The organism is Caballeronia sp. SEWSISQ10-4 2 (assembly GCF_030464885.1).
Taxonomy (GTDB): domain Bacteria; phylum Pseudomonadota; class Gammaproteobacteria; order Burkholderiales; family Burkholderiaceae; genus Caballeronia.
Map to the genome: position 1 here is coordinate 1 of NZ_JALPRJ010000002.1, position 21,461 is coordinate 21,461.

Genomic DNA, 21,461 nt, shown 5'->3' on the forward strand with positions numbered 1-21,461 from the left:
CGCCGAAGGGATCGCGTATCAACGGAAGATTGTTGAGGTGTTGTCGGCGGCTTGAAGACGCGAAGTCATGAAAATGCCCGGTTGCCAAAAGCAGCCGGGCGTTTTTTATGGCGCGCCTGAAATCAAGCCTCCAGCGCCGCCTGCGCGCACAACTCATCCGTCACCAACCCCGACAGCCATTGACCCTGCAACGCTGCAATCACGGCCTCACGCTTCCTTAGCCCGCCTGCAAACCCAATAGTCGGCCTCTTCGGCGGTGCGTCGAGCCGCAGGCTTGTCACGCGCTCTCCGGTCGTCGATTTCACCGGCAAGCCTTGTGCGTCGATCGGCAAACCGAGCAGTTCAGCCACGGCACCGGCTTGCATCATTTCCTCCACTTCGGCCGTGGTGATAAACCCGTCCTCATGCAGCGGACAATTGATCCCCATGTTGCCGATCCCGATAAACGCGACATCAGCGCTCCCGGACAACGCATCGACAATCCGATACAGCCGGTGATTGCACCATTGAGCGCGCTCGGCACGGCTGTCGGCCATCAACGGCGCGGGCAGCATGAAATGCTTGCCGCCGGTCTTCTCGGAGAGGTGCTGTGCGACGTCGTAGCGGTTCGAGGAGCCGTCCTGGGCGATCGCCCCGACCATCGACACCAGCCGATGCTGCGGCCGCTCCAGTTGCCCGATTTGCGCGACCACGGCTTTCAGCGTCCGCCCGGTGCTGATGGAGATCACCAGCGGTTTTTCATCGGTGAGAAAACGTTCCATCACTTGCGCGCCCGCAACCGCCAGCTTGCGGTCCACTTGCTCGGGCGTGTCGCCGTCGATGGGCACGACTTCGCACAGGGACAAGCCGTATCGCTTCGATAACTTCGCGGCCAGCGCGAGGCAATCGGCTATCCGATGATCGACCCGCACGCGGATCAGGTTCTTCTCCACCGCGAACGCGACCAGCCGCTGCGCGACGGGCCGCGAGATCTGCAGCTTCTCAGCGATTTCGTTCTGCGTATTGCCCGCGACGTAATACAGCCACGCCGCGCGGGTGGCGAGATCGAGTTTTTCGTTGGACTTGGGCACGGTGGCTCGATATCTGGGTCGTTCGTGTCGAATACAAAGAAAATCGCGCGCCGCAAGGGCACGCGAAGATCGACATTGTGCACGCTCGGCGCCTGAGGGCAAAAACACCCCGGGCGCCTTCTAAACCATCACGCGAGCCGCGGCCGTGCCGGATCGAACAAAGGCCGCACGTGCTGATACAACTCGCGGAATCCCTTCAGCCGTTGCCGCAGCACCGCGTGGCGTTCCGCGTTCGGGATGAACTCGTCGCGTACCGGCGGCTTCGCGAGCACCACCGCCGGATCGCCGCCCGCTGCCAGCCAGCCGAGCCGTGCCGCACCGAGCGCCGCGCCAGTTTCACCGCCGCCATGCGTGCGGGTGCGGGTGTTGAGGGCATCGGCCAATAACTGGCCCCAGTATTTGCTGCGCGCTCCGCCGCCCAGCAGCGACAGCGCATGCACTTCCGTGCCGGCGGCTTGCAATGCGTCGAGGCCATCGGTCAACGCCAGCGTCACGCCTTCGAGCACCGCATAACCGAGCAGCGCGCGATCGGTCGCGTGCGTCATGCCGAAGAACACGCCTTGTGCGTACGGGTCGTTATGCGGCGTGCGTTCGCCGCTGAGGTAGGGCAGGAACAGCGGCGCGATGTCGAGCGCAGCGGGATCGAGTGCGGCGATTTCGGCGAGCAGCGTGGGTTCATCGGTGGAGGTGAGTTTGCAGACCCAGCGCAAACAACTCGCCGCCGATAACACCACGCTCATTTGATGCCAGCGATCAGGAATAGCGTGACAGAACGCATGCACCGCCGACGACGGATTCGGCCGGAAGCGGTCGCCGACCACACACAGCACGCCCGACGTTCCCAGCGAGAGGAAACCATCGCCCGGTTCCGTTGCACCGATGCCCACCGCGCTTGCCGCGTTATCGCCGCCACCGGCCGCGACGATCACGCCGTCGCGTAATCCGAGTTCGCGGGCAAGTGCGGGCAGCAGCGTGCCCGACGGCTCGCTGCCTTCGGCCAGCGCCGGCATTTGAGCGCGCGTCATGTCGCAGGCGGCGAGCAGTTCATCCGACCAGTCGCGGCGCGCGACGTCGAGCCATAACGTACCGGCAGCATCCGATGGATCGGACACCTTGGTGCCCGTGAGATGCAGCCGCAAATAATCTTTCGGCAGCAGCACGCATGCGGTTCGCCGGAAAATATCGGGTTCGTTGTGCTTGACCCACAGGAGTTTCGGCGCAGTGAAACCGGGCATCGCGAGATTGCCGGCTATCCGATGCAACTCCGACGCACGATCCGTGAGCTCGTCGCATTCCTTGTCGCTGCGCATGTCGTTCCAGAGGATCGCCGGACGCAACACGCGGTCTTCTGAATCGAGCAGCACCGCGCCGTGCATCTGTCCCGACAAACCGATACCGCGAACCTGCGCGAACTCTTGCGGGAATTTATCGCGTAAAGCGAAGAGGGCGGCGCGCGTGCCATCCCACCAGTCGAGCGGATTTTGCTCGGACCAGCGCGGTTTCGGACGCGATACGGTGAACGGCGTACCCGCCGTGCCGACGACGCTGCCGTCGCTCGCCAGCAGCAGGACCTTTACTTCGGAGGTGCCGAGATCGATGCCTAAATACATGGACGAACCCTTGATGAAGGCTTGAAGCGGAGAAAACCGGAGGCGCTAATGTAGCGCCGCTGCCGGTGTTGCGCCATTGGCAATAACACCGGACGGTCGTGAAGAAATTTGATTTGAACCGCTCAGGCGCGCTTCGCGAGCCATGCGTCGACACGGCCAAGCGCCGCGCGCAGCACACGTTCGAGATCGGCGCTTTGGGCGAGGCTGCCCCAGAGCAGTTTGTCCGCGACGAAAGCCTTCACGGGATCGGCGGATTCAAAGAAAGCATGCGCCGTGGCCGGGTCCATCACGCCGTCCTGATACGCGTACGGCAGTTTGCCGTCGTGCCAGCGCCCGAGGAAGCGGAAGAACAGCGCGGGCAACATGGCGGTGGCGTTCGGATCCACCTGGCGCGCGAAACATTCGCGCAAAGTAGGCGCGATAAAACCGGGGATCTTCGAGAAGCCATCGGCGGCGACGCGCTGGTTCGTGTCCTGGATATACGGATTGACGAAGCGATCGAGCACCACATCGCGATATTTCCCGAGATCGATAGGACTCGGCGAGAGGCACGGAATCACGTCTTCGGTGACGTAGGCATCGGCGAGCGCGCGGATATCGGCGTCTTGCGTGCCTTCGTGAATGTATTGATGCCCGACCAGCGTCCCCGCCCACGCAATACAGCTATGCGTCGCGTTGAGAATGCGGATCTTGGCTTCCTCGTACGGCAGCACCGAGTGGACCATTTCCGCGCCGACTTTTTCCCACGCCGGCCGTCCCGCGATGAATTCGTCCTCGATCACCCACTGGATAAACGCTTCGCCCATGATGGGGGCTTTATCGTCGAAACCGGTCGCGGCCAGCACGCGTTCGCGGACATCGGGCGTGGGACGTGGCGTGATGCGATCGACCATCGCGTTCGGGCACAACGTGTTGGCGATCATCCATTCGCGCAAGGCTGTTTCGCCGCGCAGTTGCAGGAATTCGAGCATGCCGGCCTTGAAGCGATCGCCGTTGCTGCGCAGGTTGTCGCAGTTCTGCAGCGTCACCTTGCCCGCGTTCTGCTTCATGCGGGCATCGAGAATGGCCGCGATCGCGCCATAAATCGTCGTGCGGGCGCCTTTCAGATCGGCGGCGAGATCAGGATTTGCCGTATCCAGCCGATGGTGTTCATCGAGGTAATAACCGCCCTCGGTCACCGTGAACGATACGATTTTGCACTCGGGCGCCGCACCCGCCGCGACCAGCGCGTTCAGGTCCGCGGCCCAAGGCACGATCTTCTTGATCGAGCGAATGGTTTCATACTTGCGCACGCCCTGCGGCGTGACGGTTTCCAGCGTGTAGATACCGTTTTGCGCGGCCAGTGCCTCAAGAACCGCATTCATGTCGCCGCGAATATTGCCGACCGTCAGCGACCAGCGGGTGTCTCCTGACTCGATCAGCTTGTGCAGATACCACGCCTGATGCGCACGATGAAAAGAACCCGCGCCGATGTGCAGGATCACGTCGGCGGCTGCGTGGCTTTCGGTAGTCATGTCGTCCTTCCTCTGATCTGGATGCGCCGCATAAGATGCCGGGCGCTGTGCTGTGTCTCGTGTCGCAGCGCGCGGGTTTGGGTGGCGCCAATTCGCGTTGCTACGATCATTTGCTCGTTCTGTGAGCGAATGATCGTATTCGAATCGATGAAAGTCAAGGCACTGCGCAGCATTTTGGCTTTGTGTTTTTGCGCAGGTTTTTGCGGCGAATGCGGAAACTCTGCAGTCACTCAAAAAGCTATTGCGTTGCACAAAATTTGACTCTGTAACGGCTACGGACTAACCCCAGTGCAAAAAAGTATCGGTGGGCGGTCTCATTTTCAGTGGTGAATAATTCGTGACAGGGATAATTTCCAGTCATGGCAGGCGCGATGTGATTGATCCAGCGCGCCGAAAAACAAAAGCGGGTCAGGAGGAAGACAGATGCCCACCATACTGAGCGCCACGTCGTGCCGATGCGGAACGTGCGGTTATTGCCGCGCGGCGCGCACCGACGCCCGCCGCGCCAACATCGTCCAGCCGGATCTCGAACTGGTTGCCGTGCCGCCCGATGAATCGTTCAAGGTCTGGTCGCACGGTTATCCGTACCGCACCGTGCGCTGGCATTTTCATCCTGAGTACGAGATCCAGCTCATCACCACGACGAGCGGCAAATACTTTGTCGGTGACCATATTGGTAACTTCGCGCCCGGCAATCTCGTGATGATGGGACCGAACCTGCCGCACAACTGGGTGAGCGATGTACCGCAGGGCGAACATGTCGACGAACGCTGTCTGATCCTGCAATTCGATGCTGAATTTGTCGCGCGCGCCATCGACGTATTCCCGGAACTGAAGCGCGTCGAACCTTTGCTCGATGCGTCGTGCTGGGGTCTTTTGTTCACGCCGGAAACGGGCGTGGCCGCCGAGCCGATCATGCGCGAGATGCTAAATGCGCAGGGCATGCGGCGCATCACCTTGTTCCTGGCGCTGCTCGACTTGCTCGTGCAGAGTGCTGACCCGTTCAAGCTGGCGAGCGCGGCGTATCGTGCGGACCCTGTGCGTTATGCCGAGACACGCATCAATCACGTGCTGTCTTATATCGGCAAGAACCTTTCGCAGGAGCTGCGCGAAACCGAACTCGCAGAACTCGCGGGGCAAAGCGTCAGTGCGTTCTCGCGATATTTTCGCCGCCATACCGGGTTGCCTTTCGTGCAGTACGTGAACCGGCTGCGTATCAATCTCGCGTGTCAGTTACTGATGTCCGGTGAACTGAATATCACCGATATTTGCTATCAGGTCGGCTTTAATAACCTCTCGAATTTCAACCGGCAATTCCTGTTGCTGAAGGACATGTCGCCGTCACGATGGCGCGCGTATCAGCAGCTCAATGCTGCCAGCGCGACCGAACCGCCCGACGCTGCGCGGGTTCTGGAAGTCATCGTCTAGCGTCTCTTTTTTCTAGGAAACCGCAAAACGCGGTGCTTGAGAAAGCACCGCGCGGGGCGAACTCGTCCATGCGGTTTTAGTTTTGCCACGCAGTGCCCCGAGTCAAACCAAGTCGAATCAAGTCGAATCAACAACAGATGGAGACAGCCATGCACGCTTTCCTTTTACCGAAAAAACTCGCCTTAGCCACGTTGGGTTTTGCCGCGGCGCTCGCCATGACCGCCGCTCAAGCCGCCGAGCCACTGAAGATAGGCATGACGTTTCAGGAGCTGAACAACCCGTATTTCGTTTCCATGCAGAAGGCATTGAACGAAGCGGCGGCATCGATCGGTGCGCAAGTGTTCGTGACCGACGCACATCACGACGTCAGCAAGCAGGTCAGCGACGTCGAAGACATGTTGCAGAAGAAGATCGACATTCTGCTCGTGAATCCGACCGATTCCACCGGCATTGTCTCGGCGGTGAACTCGGCGAAGAAGGTGGGCGTGGTGGTTGTTGCCGTCGATGCAAACGCTAATGGACCGGTGGACTCGTTTGTCGGATCGAAGAATTACGACGCGGGCGTAATGTCGTGCGAGTACTTGGGCAAGGCGCTCGGCAGTACCGGTGAAGTGGCGATCCTCGACGGCATTCCCGTCGTGCCAATTCTCGAACGCGTGCGCGGTTGCAAGGCAGCGTTGGCCAAGTTCCCGAACATCAAGCTCGTCGATACACAGAACGGCAGGCAGGAACGTGCGACTGCGCTGACCGTCACCGAGAACATGATCCAGGCGCATCCAAATCTCAAGGGCGTGTTCAGCGTGAACGACGGCGGTTCGATGGGCGCGCTTGCGGCTATCGAGGCATCTGGTAAGGACATCAAGCTGACGAGCGTCGACGGTGCGCCCGAAGCCATCACGGCAATGCAAAAGCCGGACTCGAAGTTCATCGAGACGTCTGCGCAGTTTCCGCGCGATCAGGTGCGCATTGCAATCGGGATTGCGCTCGCGAAGAAGTGGGGTGCCAATGTGCCGAAGGCGATTCCTATCGACGTGAAGATGATCGACAAGAGCAACGCCAAGGGCTTTAGCTGGTAAGCGGCTTGTACCCAATGCACGGTCCGGCAGGTGACCACGATGAACTCCATTCTCAGACTCGACAACATCACGAAGAGCTTCCCCGGCGTGAAGGCGTTGCAGGGCATTCATCTCGACGTCGCGGCCGGCGAAGTGCATGCATTGCTCGGCGAAAACGGCGCGGGGAAATCCACGCTGATGAAAATTCTCAGCGGCATTTATCGGCCGGACGAGGGCACGATCACGCTCAACGGCGAGATCCGTGCGTTCGCGGATTATCACGATGCAGTGGCGGCGGGCATCGGCATCGTGTTCCAGGAATTCAGCCTGATTCCGTTTCTCAACGCGGTCGAGAATATCTTTCTCGGGCGTGAGTTGAAGAAAGGTTTCCTGCTGGATCGCGCGGCCATGCGGCGTTCGGCGGCGGCAATTTTCGCGCGGCTGAAAGTCGACATCGACTTGTCGGTGCCGATTCGGGAACTATCGGTGGCGCAGCAGCAGTTCATTGAAATCGGCAAGGCGCTGTCTCTTGAAGCGCGCATCCTGATCCTCGATGAACCCACCGCCACGCTCACACCATCAGAAGCGGAACATCTCTTCGACATCATGCGCGAGCTGAAGACGCAAGGCGTCGCGATGATCTTCATCTCGCATCACCTCGATGAGATTTTCGAAGTCTGCGATCGCATCACGGTGCTGCGCGACGGCCAATACGTAGGCGATACAGCTGTCGCCGATACCGACGTCGGTCGCCTCGTGGAGATGATGGTCGGCCGCAAGATCGAGAACAGTTTTCCGCCAAAGCCCGCTGCCCGTGCCGATGCAAAAGCCGTGCTCGAAGTCGAGGCGCTGCAGATTGACAAGGACGGACCCGTCAACGCGTTCGTGCTGCGCGAAGGAGAGATTCTCGGCTTCGCGGGACTGGTCGGGTCGGGACGCACGGAGACGGCGCTCGCGGTGATCGGCGCCGATCCGGCGCATGTGAAGAAGGTGAAGATCAACGGGCGTGAGATGAAGCTCGCGGACCCGGCTGCGTCGCTCGATGCGGGCATCGGCATCCTTCCGGAAAGTCGCAAGACCGAAGGCCTGATCAGTGATTTCTCGATCAAGCAGAACATCTCGATCAACAACTTCGGCAAGTACCGTCAGGCGCGCTTTTTCATCGATCAACGCAACGAAGCAAGAACGACTGCCGCGATCATGAAGCGGGTAGGCGTGAAGGCGCCGACCATGAACACGCAGGTTTCAACGCTGTCCGGCGGCAATCAGCAGAAGGTGGTGATCGCGCGCTGGCTGAACCACCACGCGAACATCCTTATCTTCGATGAACCCACGCGCGGCATCGACGTGGGTGCGAAAGCGGAGATCTATCTGCTGATGCGCGAGCTCACCGAGCGGGGCTACGCAATCATCATGATCTCCTCGGAGCTGCCGGAAATTGTAGGCATGAGCGATCGCGTGGCGGTGTTCCGGCAAGGCCGCATAGAAGCCATTCTCGCAGGCGAGCAGATCACCTCGAATGCGGTCATGACGCACGCGACGACGGCAAGCGCCGGGTCGATCGAGCAGGGAGTCAGCCATGAGTAAATTATCGATGGAACCTAAAACCGCCACCGTGGATTCCGCATCACCCGGTGCGCCCGTGCAATTCACCTGGGCAGGTCTTAAACGATCGACTATTTTCTATCCGTTCGTCGGATTGATCGTCGTGTGTTTCGTCATGGTGTTCGCCAGCAATAGTTTCCTGTCGGCGGCGAACATCGAGAACATCGCGCGGCAGGTGTCGATCAACGCGATCATCGCCGTCGGCATGACGTGCGTGATATTGACGGGCGGCATCGATTTATCGGTGGGATCGGTGATGGCGCTGTCCGGCACGCTGGCGGCGGGCTTAATGGTATCGGGCATGAACGCGGTTGCAGCGCTCGTGGTCGGCATTGCCGTCGGACTCGGCTTTGGTGTGGCGAACGGCATCTTTGTGGCGTTTGCCGGCATGCCGCCGATCATCGTCACGCTTGCAACGATGGGCATCGCGCGCGGACTTGCACTGATCTACACGGGCGGTTATCCGATCGACGGCTTGCCCGACTGGGTCGCGTTCTTTGGCAATGGCAAGGTGCTCGGCGTTCAGATGCCGGTGGTCATCATGCTCGTGGTCTATCTGCTTGCCTGGGTGTTGCTCGAACGTATGCCATTCGGGCGATACGTCTACGCAATAGGCGGCAACGAAGACGCCACGCGATTGTCTGGCGTGCGAGTGGCCCGCGTGAAGCTGATTGTGTACGGGCTTGCCGGATTGACATCGTCGCTTGCAGCCATCGTGTTGACTGCGCGTTTGATGAGCGGTCAGCCAAACGCCGGCGTTGGGTTTGAACTCGATGCAATCGCGGCGGTGGTGATGGGCGGAACATCCATCTCGGGTGGACGCGGATCGATTGTCGGCACCTTGATTGGCGCGCTATTGCTGGGCGTGCTGAACAACGGGTTGAACATGGTTGGTGTGAACCCGTATGTGCAGAACGTGATCAAGGGTGGAATCATCTTGTTAGCGATTTACATCAGCCGCGACCGCCGCCGTAAGTGAGTAAAGAATAGGACCAGGCCACGAGAAGGCCAGAAAGCACCGTGTCTAAAGGTATTTTCCGGCGGAACCACGAAACCATGAAGACCATGACGAGCGCACCATGAGCACATCAAATGAAGCAACGAGGATGACCGCGATTGTTTGCCACGCACCCAAGGATTACCGGGTCGAGAAGGTGCGGCGACCGACGGCGGGGCGTAATGAACTGGTAATTAGCATTGCCGCGTGCGGGATATGCGCAAGCGATTGCAAGTGCCACTCGGGCGCCAAGATGTTCTGGGGCGGCCCTAGCCCGTGGGTGAAAGCGCCGGTCATTCCGGGTCACGAGTTCTTTGGGTACGTCGAAGAACTGGGCGAAGGCGCGGCGGAACATTTTGGCGTTGAGTTAGGCGATCGCGTGATCGCCGAGCAGATTGTGCCCTGCGGAAAATGCCGCTATTGCAAGTCGGGGCAATACTGGATGTGCGAGGTGCACAACATCTTTGGTTTCCAGCGCGAGGTGGCGGATGGCGGCATGGCGGAATACATGCGAATCCCGCCGACGGCAATCGTTCATAAAATCCCGGACGGCATATCGCTTGAGGACGCCGCGATCATCGAGCCGTTGGCGTGCGCGATTCACACGGTGAATCGCGGGGACATTCAGCTTGACGATGTAGTCGTGATTGCCGGTGCGGGACCGTTGGGTCTGATGATGACGCAAGTAGCGCATCTGAAGACGCCGAAGAAACTGGTTGTGATAGATCTGGTGGAGGAGCGCCTGGCGCTGGCGCGCGAATACGGTGCGGACATCACGATCAATCCGAAGAATGACGATGCGCTGGAGATCATCAAGTCGATCACGGACCAGTATGGATGCGACGTCTATATAGAGACGACCGGTGTGCCGATAGGCGTATCGCAAGGCCTGGAGATGATCCGCAAGCTGGGGCGTTTTGTTGAGTTCTCAGTGTTCGGAAGCGATACGACGGTGGATTGGTCGATCATCGGAGACCGGAAGGAACTCGACGTGCGGGGGGCGCATCTGGGACCGTATTGCTATCCGATAGCAATCGATCTATTAGCTCGTGGCCTGGTTACATCGAAGGGCATCGTGACGCATGGTTTCTCGCTTGAGGAGTGGGACGAAGCCATCAAGATTGCGGATTCGCTGGACTCGATCAAGGTGTTGCTAAAGCCGCGATAATATAGGCGAGCGAAAGAAACACCGCCTTAAGCGCGAGCGGAAAATACCGGGACATGGAGCTAGGCAATGGCGTACGTAATAGGCGTTGATATAGGTACTCAGAGTACCAAGGCGTTGCTGGTCGACCTGGAGGGGAAGATCGTCGCGCAGCACGCGAGTGCTTACCATCCCGATACGCCAAGGCCGCTATGGGCGGAGCAATGGCCATCGGTCTGGCTGGACGCTGTCAAGGCGACCATCAAGGCTTGTGCGGAGAACGCGCTTGCCAAGGGCGTCTCCAAGGCAGACATCAAAGCCGTCTGTATCAGCAGCTTGTACGGTGGCTCGGGCATCCCTGTCGATAAGGAAATGCGTCCGCTATATCCCTGCCTGATCTGGATGGATCGCAGAGCAACTCAGGAAGTGGAGTGGGTTGAAAGGAACATCGATACCAAACGCCTGAAGCAGATCACGGGCAATGGCATAGACAGTTACTACGGCTACACAAAAATGCTTTGGCTGAAGAACAATCAGCCGGACGTCTGGAACAGGACTCGTTATTTCTTGCCGCCTAACGCGTACATCATTCACGAGCTGACGGGAGAGTTGGCGGTGGACCATAGTTCGGCGGGAAACATCGGTGGTGTGTATGACATTGAGAGACGCACGTGGTCGCATGAAGCGCTAACCCTGCTTGGCATTCCACAAACGATGATGCCTTCACGACTAGTGGATTCATCGGAGATAGTGGGCGGCTTGCTGCCCGAATGCGCTGCGGAACTCGGGTTAGAAGACAACACACCGATAATCGCAGGCGGCGTCGATGCGGCCGTCGCGACCTTCGCAGCAGGCGTAACTCGCGCGGGCCATCACGTCGCGATGATCGGCACGAGCATGTGCTGGGGTTACATCAATCAGACTGTCGATGCGAGTCATGGCTTGATCAGCATGCCGCACGTTTACAACTCGCAGCAGGACATATACATCTTCGGCGGCGCGATCACTGCGGGCGCGTCGGTCGCGTGGTATCGCGACCAGTTTTGTCATGCGGAGACGGAGGCCGCGAAAGCCACGTCTCATGGCGATCCGCATAGACTTCTGGATGAGGCGGCGGCGAAAATAGCAACGGGCTCCGATGGTGTCGTCTTTCTGCCTTACTTGATGGGTGAACGCAGCCCCGTATGGGATGCAAAAGCCAGCGGTACGTTTGTTGGCTTGAGCCTGTATCACACGCGTGCCACGCTGTATCGCGCGGTACTGGAGGGCGTCGCCTTCGCGCTTAAGCACAACATGGAAGCCGGCCGGCGCGGCGCACAATCGCTGGACGACAAACTTATTGTTGTCGGCGGTGCGGCGCATTCCGACTTGTGGATGCAGATTATCGCGGATGTCACGGGGTATCCGGTCTGGTCGATTGAAGAAGAGGTTGAAGCGGCGATGGGCGCAGCACTGCTCGCGGCGCTGGGCACGAACCTGATTACACGCGAGACCGCGGAGGGCGGCTGGGTCACGCTGGTGGAGCGTGCGAAGCCTGACGCAGAGCGTCAGAAGTTATATGCCGAGCGCTTCGGTGTGTATGTCGATCTCTATCCGGCATTGAAGCCGATCATGCGTCGTTTGCAGGCATCGTGAATCATGCAAACACACTTCGATTTCAGTGGACAGTCGGTGCTGGTCACGGGTGCATCGAGCGGTATCGGGCGGACGACGGTTATTCATCTGCGTGCGGCGGGCGCGCGTGTCGTCGCGGCGGCGCGCAATGTACATGCTCTGCAAACCCTCGCCGATGAAACCGGCTGTGAGCCTTTGGTTCTCGATGTATCGGACCCGGCGCAAATAGCGGACGCCTTAAAAAATCTCGACGCCTTCGATGGCCTTGTCAACTGCTCGGGCACGACGGCGCTGGATAAAGCTATCGATTTCACCGCTGCCGATTTCGACCAACTCATGGCCGTGAATGCACGCGGTGCAGCGCTGGTTGCGCAGCAGATCGCACGCGCGATGATCGCGGCGGGGAAGAAGGGCAGTATTGTGAATGTATCGAGTCAGGCGGCGCTGGTCGGCATTGAAGATCATTTGGCGTATTGCGCGTCCAAGTCCGCGCTCGATGCGATCACGCGCGTGTTGTGTCTCGAACTCGGGCCGCATGGGATTCGTGTGAACAGCGTCAATCCAACGGTCACGCTCACGCCGATGGCGGTCAAGGCATGGAGCGAGCCCGCCAAACGCGATCCTGCGTTGAAGGCTATTCCACTGGGTCGGTTCGTCGAACCTGACGAAGTGGCCGCGCCGATCTTGTTCCTGCTAAGCGATGCTGCCGCGATGATCTCGGGCATCGTGCTGCCGGTTGATGGCGGGTTCACCGCGCGGTGATGGTTGTTCTAGGGGTTTCGTTCGCACTCGGGGTTTGGTTTGGGGTTCTTGCGGTCGTGGGGGTGGGTCGATGCCGGGTTGCTGCTTTCGGCCTTAGTGGTCTGCGGGAGTTAGCTGTGTTTTTATCACTGTTAGCCACTGTGCGTGGCGGCACTTCATCTATCAGGTGCCAGAAACTTTTAGCCTGCACGCTAGGGACACTAACTTGCTGATTGTTGAGAGGCGTTTTCTTTGCTTCTGTTTCTTTTTCGCCGGTGGAAAAAGAAATGACGTGCCGCCACGCACAGTGAGCTTCTATGGGGAATTGGAAGTCAAGCCCTTTGGTGATCTGTTTTCCGTGGGTCAGTTACCTCCATGTGAGGGTACTGCGGGTCGTCCACCGCTGGCCGGCGGGTCGCCTGCTACGACCACGACGCTGGCCGGCGGTGGACGACCCGCACGGCAAAGATGCCTGATTCATGTTCGGAGTCCTGCTTATAAAGTGAATTCAATACACTTTAGGTCGGAGTGTCTGATGCCCGGACGGCTGCCGGGACTAACTTCTATCCGTGCCGGCACCAGGCCGGTCACCTCATACCGCATGCGCACAGCGCTGGAACCACTCCGTTACCGACGCGCCCCATCTAAAACTACGATTACCCGCTGGGTAACCCTCTTACTGTCCGGGCGCGCTGACCTTCAGGCCCTGTCGCCGATCGACATTCGCCACTCAGGTTGCAACCGTGTTGCTGCCGGGTGGCTTGAGTGTTGCCCCGAGCGGAATCTCACCCTGTTCCAGATAGCGCCACAAGGCGATCGACAGACGGCGCGCGAGCGCCTCTATGCCGACGCGTCGCAAACGCTTGCCGCCGCGCGCGAAACGCTCATTGAACCACTGGCTCAGTTGGCTGGCCGGCTGGCCGGCTGGCTGGAAGCGTAGCCAACTCCACGCAAGTTCCACCATCAGCCATCGAGCCCGTTTGTTGCCGGCCTTGCTGATGCCCTGCTCGACCTCACTGGTGCCGCTCGCGTAAGGCGTCGGTGCCAGGCCCAGGCAGCCGGCGACTTCACGGCGGTTGTGAAACTGCCGCCAGCCGAACAGTTCCTTGACCAGAGTCCACGCACTTCCGGTGCCGATACCCGCACAAGCCGCGCCAGCACGGCGATCGCGGGTTGCGCGCCACTGCGGACCTGATGGTCCTGCAGCACCTCAAGCGTCCTGATCTGCCCGGCGACAAGCGACAGGCGCTCGAACTCGCGTTCAATCTCGGCGCGCAAAGCTGGCAACAGTTGCCCGCCCTGCTGGGCCCACCAGCGCGCCCATGCGCGCCCACCGATGCGCTCGACCCGCAGGTTGTGCAACACCAGCAGCGAGCGGATCCGGTTACTGTGGGCGGTACGCTCCTGCCGCAGACGCCCGAGTTCCCGATGCACGCGCCGCTCATCTTCCTGCTCGGCTGTCGGGATGCGTGCGATCGCCCACACCCGCCGCTCACCTCCGTAGTAGCGCATCAGCATTGACAGCAGCTTGTCGCTGTCGAGCCGATCCGTCTTCGCCCGGCGCGCCCGCCGGTTCACTTCGATACTGGCCGGATCCACCACGAAGTTGGCGATCCCTTGCCCGCTCAGCCAGCGGTGCAACCAGAAGCCGTCCCGCCCGGCCTCATAGCAACTGCGCACGGGAGCATCAGTGGCCAGATGGCAGCGGGCTTTGGCTTTCGCGATCGCGGTCAGGACCGCCGCCGTATCGCCCGCCACCACCGTACACCGGCTCGGCGCGCGCACCCCATCACCCGCGACAGCTTCCAGCTCCTATCACCCAATTCGAAGGCGACATACAGTCGGCCGACGATCGTTGTATCTTGCCCTCGAAGGGCCGTGTCAGGCGCGTCCATTTGCGAGCTCCTCTCGAAAAACGAGTGTCTAAATCCTCGTTTTACTCCCGAGAGCTTACTTTCGCTGGCCCCTTACATAGTATCTAATAGTGATAAAAAATCAGCTAACTCACGCAGACCACTAACGCCGAAAGCACCAACCCGCCATCACCCCCGACCACCCGCACCAGCAGACCCAAACCAACCCCTTAGTGCGAACGACCCTTACTGCCCTGGCCCAATCGCATGCGCTTCAAACGCGGGCCCTTGCACAAAACTCACATCGAATTGCTGAAGCGCTTCGAACTGCGCTTCATCGGCTACATGACTAAAGATCAGCGGAATCTTCAACCGATGCGCATAACCCACCAGCGGTTTCACCACTGAATCCCGCAACGCCGCGCCTGCATCCATCTTGATGAAGTCGAGCCGCGCCATATCCGACACCGACATGATCTGCCCGGCGTTCGGCAAATTCCCCGCGACCTTGAACCCGTACCGCTGGTAACTCTTCACGAGATAACCCAGGAAAGTCCGATGCGCGACCGCCGCCGCCGGCAATTCAATCACGATCCGAGACGGATTCAACCCAAACTCGATCAGCACCGAAGAGAAATGCTTGCCGTGGTCGTACTTCACGCTCTTGAGCAAACGCTCATGCACTCGCAGGAACAACAAACCCGGCCGCTGCGCGCCGAAAAAATTGAACGCATGCAACGCGCGCGAGAGACGGTCGAGTTCGACCAGCCGCGGGTCGTCGTCCAATTGTGCGAACGGATCGAACGACGCGCCGTCGCCGGTAAGCGTCAGCGCCTGAAAACCGAGTTCATCGCCGAATCGCTCCGCACTTTCCACCGATGCCGTCAGCGACTGCGGCAAGCCGCGCGTAGTGACATCGAAGATGGGTTCGTAGGCGCTGGCAAGGCAAAACCCCTCGTAAAACGCGACGGCCGCGCCCGAGCTCGCTCCTTCGCCCATGACGATGCGCGCGCCGGGAAAGGGGTAGTCGGAGGCGCGCGAGACGAGTTGCTGGACGGTTGGCGCAATCATGAAGGGAGGTTTGTGAGCGGTGTAGCGTCGATGGTAGCAGCGCCGCGCCTGATGCCTTGCACAAAATACACATATTGATATGCGCCGAAAGCCATCCACCGCTTATGCATAGGGTTAACGGTAATTTCACTTATCGTAATTCGTTTTACTATACGTAATTAATATGATGATCTTCCAGGAGACTTTTATGGCTGGTGAGAAGAAATTCGCGTCGCAGGCTGATCTGGCGGAAAAGAAGGTGACATTCGAGCGTCTCTCCGAGCACGCATACGCGTACACAGCGGAGGGCGATCCGAATACGGGCATCGTGATAGGGGATGACGCGGTGCTCGTCGCCGATACGCAAGCCACGCCCGTCATGGCACAGGACGTGATTCGCCGGATCCGCGAAGTCACCGACAAACCCATCAAGTACGTCCTGCTGACGCACTATCACGCAGTGCGCGTGCTCGGCGCGTCGGCGTATGGCGCGCAGCAGATCATCGCGAGCCAGGACACGTACGACCTGATCGTCGAGCGCGGCGAGCAGGATATGAAGAGCGAGATCGAGCGCTTTCCGCGGCTGTTCAATGCGGTCGAATCGGTGCCGGGGCTGACGTGGCCGACACTCACCTTCAAAGGTGAGATGACGCTCTGGCTCGGCAAGCTCGAAGTAAAGATCATGCAGCTCGGCCGGGGCCATACCAAGGGCGACACGGTGCTCTGGTTGCCGCAAGACAAGGTGATGCTGTCCGGCGATCTGGTTGAATACGGCGCGACGCCTTATTGCGGCGATGCCTATTACCAGGACTGGCCGGCAACGCTCGACGCGCTCGCGGCCTTCAATCCCGAGAAGCTAGTGCCGGGCCGCGGGGCGGCGCTGAAAACACCGCACCAAGTGGCGGAGGGTATCGCGGGAACCCGGGCCTTTGTGAGCGAGCTATTCAATCAGGTGAAACTGGGCGCAGCCGCCGGCAAGGATCTGAACGAGATCTACAAGCTCACGTATGCAGCGCTCAAGCCGAAGTTCGGCGACTGGGTCATCTTCGATCACTGCATGCCGTTCGACGTCACTCGCGCCTTCGACGAAGCTACGCAATATCGCGATCCACGCATCTGGACCGCCCAGCGCGACAAGGAAATGTGGGAAACGCTCGAAAGTTGAATGGGCACGGAAACGATCATGGCTATCGACTTTCAGACGCTCACGTTCGACTATCGGCGCTCGCCGGATCAAAGCGGCGACGGGCAGGTTCATCCGGTCGTGGTGATCGGCGCGGGGCCGGTAGGTCTTGCAACCGCGATCGACCTCGCGCAGCAGGGCACGCCGGTCGTGCTGCTCGACGATGACCACACGTTGTCGTCGGGATCGCGCGCTATTTGTTTTGCGAAACGCACGCTGGAGATTTTTGATCGGCTCGGCTGCGGCGACCCTATGGTCGCGAAAGGCGCGAGCTGGAACGTAGGCAAGGTGTTCCTGCAGAACGAACTGCTCTACGCCTTCGATCTGTTGCCGGAAGCCGATCATGCAAGGCCCGCGTTCATCAATCTGCAGCAGTATTACGTCGAAGGGTATCTGGCTGAGCGGGCGCGCGAGTTACCTTTGCTCGATGCCCGCTGGTACAACAGGGTCACGGGGATTACGCAGTCGGATGAATGCGTGTCGCTGCAGATCGAGACGCCTGACGGTCCGTACGCCCTGCGCGCCCGTTACGTAGTCGCGGCCGACGGCGCGCGTAGTTCCGTGCGCGCGTTGATGCATCTCGATACCCACGGCCGCACGTTCAAGGATCGCTTTCTAATCGCCGATGTGCGTATGAAAGCCGACTTTCCCACCGAGCGCTGGTTCTGGTTCGATCCGCCGTTTCATCCGAATCAATCGGTGTTGTTGCATCGACAACCGGACAACGTGTGGCGTATCGATTTCCAGTTGGGATGGGACGCCGATCCTGTTGCCGAGAAGACCCCCGAGCGCGTGATTCCGCGCGTACGGGCGTTGCTCGGACCGGATGTGGAGTTCGAACTGGAATGGGTGAGCGTCTACACATTTCGATGCCAGCGCATGGATAAGTTTCGTCACGCTCGCGTGCTGTTCGCGGGCGATTCGGCGCATGGTGTGTCGCCGTTCGGCGCGCGCGGCGCGAACAGCGGCGTGCAGGACGCGGATAATCTTGGCTGGAAATTGAAGCTGGTCATTGACGGCATCGCGCCCGATGCCTTGCTCGACACCTACGCGAGCGAACGCGAAGCCGCCGCCGATGAAAACATCCGCCATTCCACACGCTCAACCGATTTCATCACGCCGAAGAGCGACGCATCGCGCGTGTTCCGCGATGCCACTTTGCGGCTCGCGAAGGATTGCGCGTTCGCGCGGCGGATTGTGAATAGCGGAAGGTTATCGACGGCTTCGGTGTTGCATGATTCGCCGCTGAGTACGCCGGATCGCGATGTCTTTGAATGCGCGCTTGTGCCTGGCGCGGTAGCTGCGGATGCGCCTGTACTGGCTAATGGACGTGATGGGTGGTTCTTGCAGCAGGTGGGGTCGTTGTTTGCGGGCGTGCTGTTTGGTGAATCGTTCGATGCGCTCACCACGCTGCAGCATCTGCATCTGCAGACGAAGCTCGTGTTGGTTGTGCCTGCCGGTTCCAACATTAAAACGCGCGATGGAATCGATGTCATAGAGGACGTGAAGGGCCTGCTGGCCGAACGCTTCGATGCACGTCCCGGCACGTTCTATCTCTTGCGCCCCGATCAGCACATCGCCATGCGTGCCCGTGCCCTCGATCCGCACGCGGTCCGCGAGGCGCTCGCCCGCGCGACGTGCACGCTCAACGAAACCCAGCCCGCCTGACGAGGTCCGCCATGCTCGATACCACCTTGCGCCTCACCGATCCCGATGCCTTCTATGAAGCACTGATCGATATGCATCGCGATCTCGGCAACGCTGAAAGCCAACTGGTGAACGCGAAGCTGATCTTGCTGCTGTCGAACCAGATCGGCGACATGAACGTGCTGCGCGAAGCGATGTCGCTGGCCCGCAGCGGTGTCGCGACCACCGCCGGGGACGCGGAAACTGTAGAAAAGGACGAGCCATGAAACCAGAATCGCCCGGCGCATTCACGAGTCACACCGACACGAGCCGCCACTATCAATCGGGCTTTGCTGCCGACTTCGCCACCGAGGCGTTGCCCGGTGCGCTGCCACTCGGCCGCAATTCACCGCAGCGCGTGAACTACGGGCTCTATGCCGAGCAGCTTTCGGGCACTGCCTTCACCGCGCCGCGCGGACATAACCGGCGCTCGTGGTTGTATCGGATACGGCCGGCGGCGGTGCATCAACCGTTCACGCAGATCGAAGACAATGACCTGCGCGCAAAGCTCGTCGCGAACTTTGCCGAGGTGCCGCCCACACCGCCCAACCAACTGCGCTGGGACCCGCTGCCGATGCCCGACGCACCAACGGATTTCATCGACAGCTGGGTGACGATGGCCGGCAACGGCGCGGCTGAATCCATGCAGGGTTGCGCGATCCATCTATACGCCGCTAACCGCTCGATGCAGGACCGCTTTTTCTACAGCGCCGATGGTGAACTGCTGATCGTGCCGCAGGAAGGGCGCTTGTCGATTGCCACAGAACTCGGCCGGCTTGATATAGAACCGCTCGAAATCGCCGTCATTCCTCGCGGCGTGCGCTTCTCCGTCACGCTCCCGGACAACACCGCACGCGGCTACATTTGCGAGAACTTCGGCGCTTTGCTAAGGCTGCCGGACCTTGGACCTATCGGTTCAAACGGTCTCGCGAACCCGCGCGATTTCCTCACGCCTCACGCGGCCTATGAAGATCGCGAGGGCGCGTTCGAACTCGTCGCGAAGATGAACGGCGTGCTGTGGCGCGCGGATATCGGCCATTCGCCGCTCGACGTGGTCGCGTGGCACGGTAACTACGCGCCGTACAAATATGATCTGCGGCTCTTTAACACCATCGGTTCAATCAGCTTCGATCATCCCGATCCATCGATCTTTCTCGTGCTGCAATCGCAGACGGATACGCCGGGTGTGGACGCCATCGACTTCGTGATTTTTCCGCCGCGATGGCTCGCGAACGAGGATACGTTCCGGCCGCCCTGGTTTCATCGCAACGTCGCGAGCGAATTCATGGGTCTTGTGCATGGCGTGTACGACGCGAAGTCCGAAGGTTTCATGCCGGGAGGCTCGAGCCTGCATAACTGCATGTCGGGACATGGGCCGGACGCGGAGACCTTCGAGAAGGCATCGAATGCAGATACATCGAAGCCCGTGAAAATAGCCGACACCATGGCGTTCATGTTCGAAACCCGCACGCTGATCAAGCCGACCCGCTTCGCCCTGGAAACCGTGCAGTTGCAGGCGCATTACTACGAGTGCTGGCAGGGGCTGACCAAACATTTCAATCCGGAGCAACGATGAGTTTTTCAGCCGGTCCGAACAGCGAAGCTAATCCAGCGCTCGAAGCGACGCGTGATCCAAAGCTGAAAAGCTGGATCGAATCTGCTAACGATCCCGCCAGCGACTTCCCGATCCAGAACCTGCCGTTCGGTATTTTCACCGATGAAACCAACCCGCAGCCACGCGCGGGCGTGGCGATCGGCGACTGGATTCTCGACCTCGCAGTCGTACATCGCGCACGGCTGATTGAATGCGAGCCCGTGTTCGCCCAACCGACACTGAACGCGTTTATCGCGTTGGGGCGTGATGTCTGGCGGCATGTGCGCATTCAGTTGAGTGCACTGCTTGCAGCCGATTGCGACACGCTGAAAAACGATACCGCGCTGCGCTCGCGTGCGTTGGTGCCAAGGGCTAGCGCGACGCTGCATCTGCCTATCGATATCCCCGGTTACACGGACTTTTACTCATCGAAGGAACACGCGACGAACGTCGGTTCCATGTTCCGCGATCCCAAGAACGCGCTGCTGCCGAACTGGTCCGAGATGCCGATTGGGTACAACGGGCGGGCTTCATCGGTGATCGTGAGCGGCACGCCGGTGCGCCGGCCGAGTGGTCAGATCAAGTTGTCTGATGCTGAACGGCCGGTGTTCAGTGCTTGCCGGAAGCTGGATATTGAACTGGAGACGGGGTTCATCGTTGGCGTGGGGAATGCGCTGGGGGAACCTATCGGCTGCGAGAACGCCGAGTCGCATATCTTCGGCATGGTGCTGCTCAACGACTGGAGCGCCCGCGATATCCAGCAATGGGAATACGTGCCGCTCGGGCCGTTCAACGCGAAGGGTTTCGCGACGACCATCTCACCGTGGATCGTCACGCTCGATGCGCTCGAACCGTTCCGTACGGCCACGCCGAAGCAGGACCCGGAACCGCTTTCGTATTTGCGCCACGCCGGCAATCATGCATTCGATATTGAGCTCGAAGTGCATCTTCGGCCCGCGCTGGCTGAGTCGGCGACGAAGCTCGCGCGGACTAACTTCAAGCTGATGTACTGGTCGATGGCGCAGCAACTCGCGCATCACACGGTGGCGGGTTGCAATACACGCGTGGGCGATCTGATGGGCTCCGGCACGATCAGTGGCGCAACGCCGGATTCATGCGGCAGCCTGCTTGAAATGACGTGGAACGGACAGCGCCCGATCGCGCTAAAAGGCGGCGGTGAGCGCAGGTTTATTGAGGACGGGGATGAATTGACGCTCACCGGATGGTGTCAGGGCGAGGGGTATCGCGTGGGATTCGGTGAGTGCAAGGGCGTGATTTTGCCTGCGCGTGGCGTGACGGGATAGAGCAGGACGCTGC

17 protein-coding genes and 1 pseudogene are annotated in these 21,461 nt (G+C 60.0%); 12 read left to right on the top strand and 6 right to left on the bottom strand.

Annotation, left to right across the window (positions count from 1 at the left end; all coding sequences use genetic code 11):
* Positions 1–122: 122 nt before the first annotated feature.
* The 3 genes from M0D69_RS01650 to dalD all read right to left on the bottom strand — a co-directional run bounded on the left by M0D69_RS01650 (position 123) and on the right by dalD (position 4,194).
* Entirely contained in the window at positions 123–1,070 is a 948-nt protein-coding gene (locus M0D69_RS01650) for a sugar-binding transcriptional regulator (RefSeq protein WP_301780358.1), read from the bottom strand.
* Between the two features lie 128 nt (positions 1,071–1,198).
* On the bottom strand, positions 1,199–2,680 hold the full coding sequence (gene xylB / locus M0D69_RS01655; RefSeq protein ID WP_301780359.1) for a xylulokinase: 1,482 nt from the start codon (positions 2,678–2,680) through the stop codon (positions 1,199–1,201).
* Positions 2,681–2,802: 122 nt separating this feature from the next.
* A complete protein-coding gene (dalD, locus tag M0D69_RS01660) occupies positions 2,803–4,194 on the bottom strand; it encodes a D-arabinitol 4-dehydrogenase (protein ID WP_301780360.1) in 1,392 nt (463 codons plus the stop codon).
* Between the two features lie 423 nt (positions 4,195–4,617).
* On the opposite strand from dalD, the gene M0D69_RS01665 reads away from it, so the two are divergent.
* The 7 genes from M0D69_RS01665 to M0D69_RS01695 all read left to right on the top strand — a co-directional run bounded on the left by M0D69_RS01665 (position 4,618) and on the right by M0D69_RS01695 (position 12,799).
* The gene (locus M0D69_RS01665; protein WP_367619673.1) at positions 4,618–5,622 is read left to right on the top strand and encodes a helix-turn-helix domain-containing protein; all 1,005 of its coding nucleotides are present in this window, start codon (positions 4,618–4,620) and stop codon (positions 5,620–5,622) included.
* A 149-nt stretch (positions 5,623–5,771) separates the two neighbouring features.
* A complete protein-coding gene (locus M0D69_RS01670) occupies positions 5,772–6,698 on the top strand; it encodes an ABC transporter substrate-binding protein (protein WP_301780361.1) in 927 nt (308 codons plus the stop codon).
* A 39-nt stretch (positions 6,699–6,737) separates the two neighbouring features.
* Positions 6,738–8,264, top strand: coding sequence for a sugar ABC transporter ATP-binding protein (locus tag M0D69_RS01675; protein WP_301780362.1), 1,527 nt, complete (start codon positions 6,738–6,740; stop codon positions 8,262–8,264).
* A 7-nt stretch (positions 8,265–8,271) separates the two neighbouring features.
* Positions 8,272–9,261: an ABC transporter permease gene (locus tag M0D69_RS01680; RefSeq protein WP_301780538.1), complete on the top strand. Its 990-nt coding sequence runs from the start codon at positions 8,272–8,274 to the stop codon at positions 9,259–9,261.
* 100 nt (positions 9,262–9,361) lie between these two features.
* On the top strand, positions 9,362–10,447 hold the full coding sequence (locus M0D69_RS01685) for an alcohol dehydrogenase catalytic domain-containing protein (RefSeq protein ID WP_301780363.1): 1,086 nt from the start codon (positions 9,362–9,364) through the stop codon (positions 10,445–10,447).
* Positions 10,448–10,513: 66 nt separating this feature from the next.
* The gene (locus M0D69_RS01690) at positions 10,514–12,058 is read left to right on the top strand and encodes an FGGY-family carbohydrate kinase (RefSeq protein WP_301780364.1); all 1,545 of its coding nucleotides are present in this window, start codon (positions 10,514–10,516) and stop codon (positions 12,056–12,058) included.
* A 3-nt stretch (positions 12,059–12,061) separates the two neighbouring features.
* A complete protein-coding gene (locus tag M0D69_RS01695) occupies positions 12,062–12,799 on the top strand; it encodes an SDR family oxidoreductase (protein WP_301780365.1) in 738 nt (245 codons plus the stop codon).
* 709 nt (positions 12,800–13,508) lie between these two features.
* On the opposite strand, the gene M0D69_RS01700 is transcribed toward M0D69_RS01695, so the two are convergent.
* The 3 genes and pseudogenes from M0D69_RS01700 to M0D69_RS01710 all read right to left on the bottom strand — a co-directional run bounded on the left by M0D69_RS01700 (position 13,509) and on the right by M0D69_RS01710 (position 15,702).
* Positions 13,509–13,742 (bottom strand): hypothetical protein, encoded by a 234-nt coding sequence (locus M0D69_RS01700; protein WP_301780366.1) that lies wholly within the window; start codon positions 13,740–13,742, stop codon positions 13,509–13,511.
* 15 nt (positions 13,743–13,757) lie between these two features.
* Positions 13,758–13,916: pseudogene (locus M0D69_RS01705) on the bottom strand (transposase); the annotation flags it as partial.
* A 961-nt stretch (positions 13,917–14,877) separates the two neighbouring features.
* The gene (locus M0D69_RS01710; protein WP_301780367.1) at positions 14,878–15,702 is read right to left on the bottom strand and encodes an EAL domain-containing protein; all 825 of its coding nucleotides are present in this window, start codon (positions 15,700–15,702) and stop codon (positions 14,878–14,880) included.
* A gap of 187 nt (positions 15,703–15,889) precedes the next feature.
* Between M0D69_RS01710 and M0D69_RS01715 the strand changes: the two genes are divergently transcribed.
* From M0D69_RS01715 to fahA, 5 genes are read left to right on the top strand one after another with little or no spacing between them, the layout of a single operon-like run.
* Positions 15,890–16,846: an MBL fold metallo-hydrolase gene (locus M0D69_RS01715; protein ID WP_301780368.1), complete on the top strand. Its 957-nt coding sequence runs from the start codon at positions 15,890–15,892 to the stop codon at positions 16,844–16,846.
* Between the two features lie 18 nt (positions 16,847–16,864).
* Complete coding sequence (locus M0D69_RS01720) at positions 16,865–18,532, top strand: FAD-dependent oxidoreductase (protein ID WP_301780369.1); 1,668 nt, start codon at positions 16,865–16,867, stop codon at positions 18,530–18,532.
* 11 nt (positions 18,533–18,543) lie between these two features.
* Complete coding sequence (locus M0D69_RS01725; protein ID WP_301780370.1) at positions 18,544–18,777, top strand: DUF2783 domain-containing protein; 234 nt, start codon at positions 18,544–18,546, stop codon at positions 18,775–18,777.
* Positions 18,774–20,126 carry a homogentisate 1,2-dioxygenase gene (hmgA, locus tag M0D69_RS01730; protein ID WP_301780371.1) on the top strand — a complete coding sequence of 451 codons (1,353 nt, stop codon included), beginning with the start codon at positions 18,774–18,776 and terminating at the stop codon, positions 20,124–20,126. The genes M0D69_RS01725 and hmgA overlap by 4 nt, the downstream gene beginning before the upstream one ends.
* Positions 20,123–21,448, top strand: coding sequence for a fumarylacetoacetase (fahA, locus tag M0D69_RS01735; protein WP_301780372.1), 1,326 nt, complete (start codon positions 20,123–20,125; stop codon positions 21,446–21,448). The genes hmgA and fahA overlap by 4 nt, the downstream gene beginning before the upstream one ends.
* Positions 21,449–21,461 lie beyond the last annotated feature (13 nt).

Coding starts and splice junctions, on each gene's coding strand:
- M0D69_RS01670 (WP_301780361.1), top strand. CDS start 5,772: ATGCACGCTTTCCTTTTACCGAAAAAACTCGCCTTAGCCACGTTGGGT.
- dalD (WP_301780360.1), bottom strand. CDS start 4,194: ATGACTACCGAAAGCCACGCAGCCGCCGACGTGATCCTGCACATCGGC.
- M0D69_RS01695 (WP_301780365.1), top strand. CDS start 12,062: ATGCAAACACACTTCGATTTCAGTGGACAGTCGGTGCTGGTCACGGGT.
- xylB (WP_301780359.1), bottom strand. CDS start 2,680: ATGTATTTAGGCATCGATCTCGGCACCTCCGAAGTAAAGGTCCTGCTG.
- fahA (WP_301780372.1), top strand. CDS start 20,123: ATGAGTTTTTCAGCCGGTCCGAACAGCGAAGCTAATCCAGCGCTCGAA.
- hmgA (WP_301780371.1), top strand. CDS start 18,774: ATGAAACCAGAATCGCCCGGCGCATTCACGAGTCACACCGACACGAGC.
- M0D69_RS01725 (WP_301780370.1), top strand. CDS start 18,544: ATGCTCGATACCACCTTGCGCCTCACCGATCCCGATGCCTTCTATGAA.
- M0D69_RS01720 (WP_301780369.1), top strand. CDS start 16,865: ATGGCTATCGACTTTCAGACGCTCACGTTCGACTATCGGCGCTCGCCG.
- M0D69_RS01710 (WP_301780367.1), bottom strand. CDS start 15,702: ATGATTGCGCCAACCGTCCAGCAACTCGTCTCGCGCGCCTCCGACTAC.
- M0D69_RS01665 (WP_367619673.1), top strand. CDS start 4,618: ATGCCCACCATACTGAGCGCCACGTCGTGCCGATGCGGAACGTGCGGT.
- M0D69_RS01690 (WP_301780364.1), top strand. CDS start 10,514: ATGGCGTACGTAATAGGCGTTGATATAGGTACTCAGAGTACCAAGGCG.
- M0D69_RS01715 (WP_301780368.1), top strand. CDS start 15,890: ATGGCTGGTGAGAAGAAATTCGCGTCGCAGGCTGATCTGGCGGAAAAG.
- M0D69_RS01700 (WP_301780366.1), bottom strand. CDS start 13,742: ATGGTGGAACTTGCGTGGAGTTGGCTACGCTTCCAGCCAGCCGGCCAG.
- M0D69_RS01680 (WP_301780538.1), top strand. CDS start 8,272: ATGGAACCTAAAACCGCCACCGTGGATTCCGCATCACCCGGTGCGCCC.
- M0D69_RS01675 (WP_301780362.1), top strand. CDS start 6,738: ATGAACTCCATTCTCAGACTCGACAACATCACGAAGAGCTTCCCCGGC.
- M0D69_RS01685 (WP_301780363.1), top strand. CDS start 9,362: ATGAGCACATCAAATGAAGCAACGAGGATGACCGCGATTGTTTGCCAC.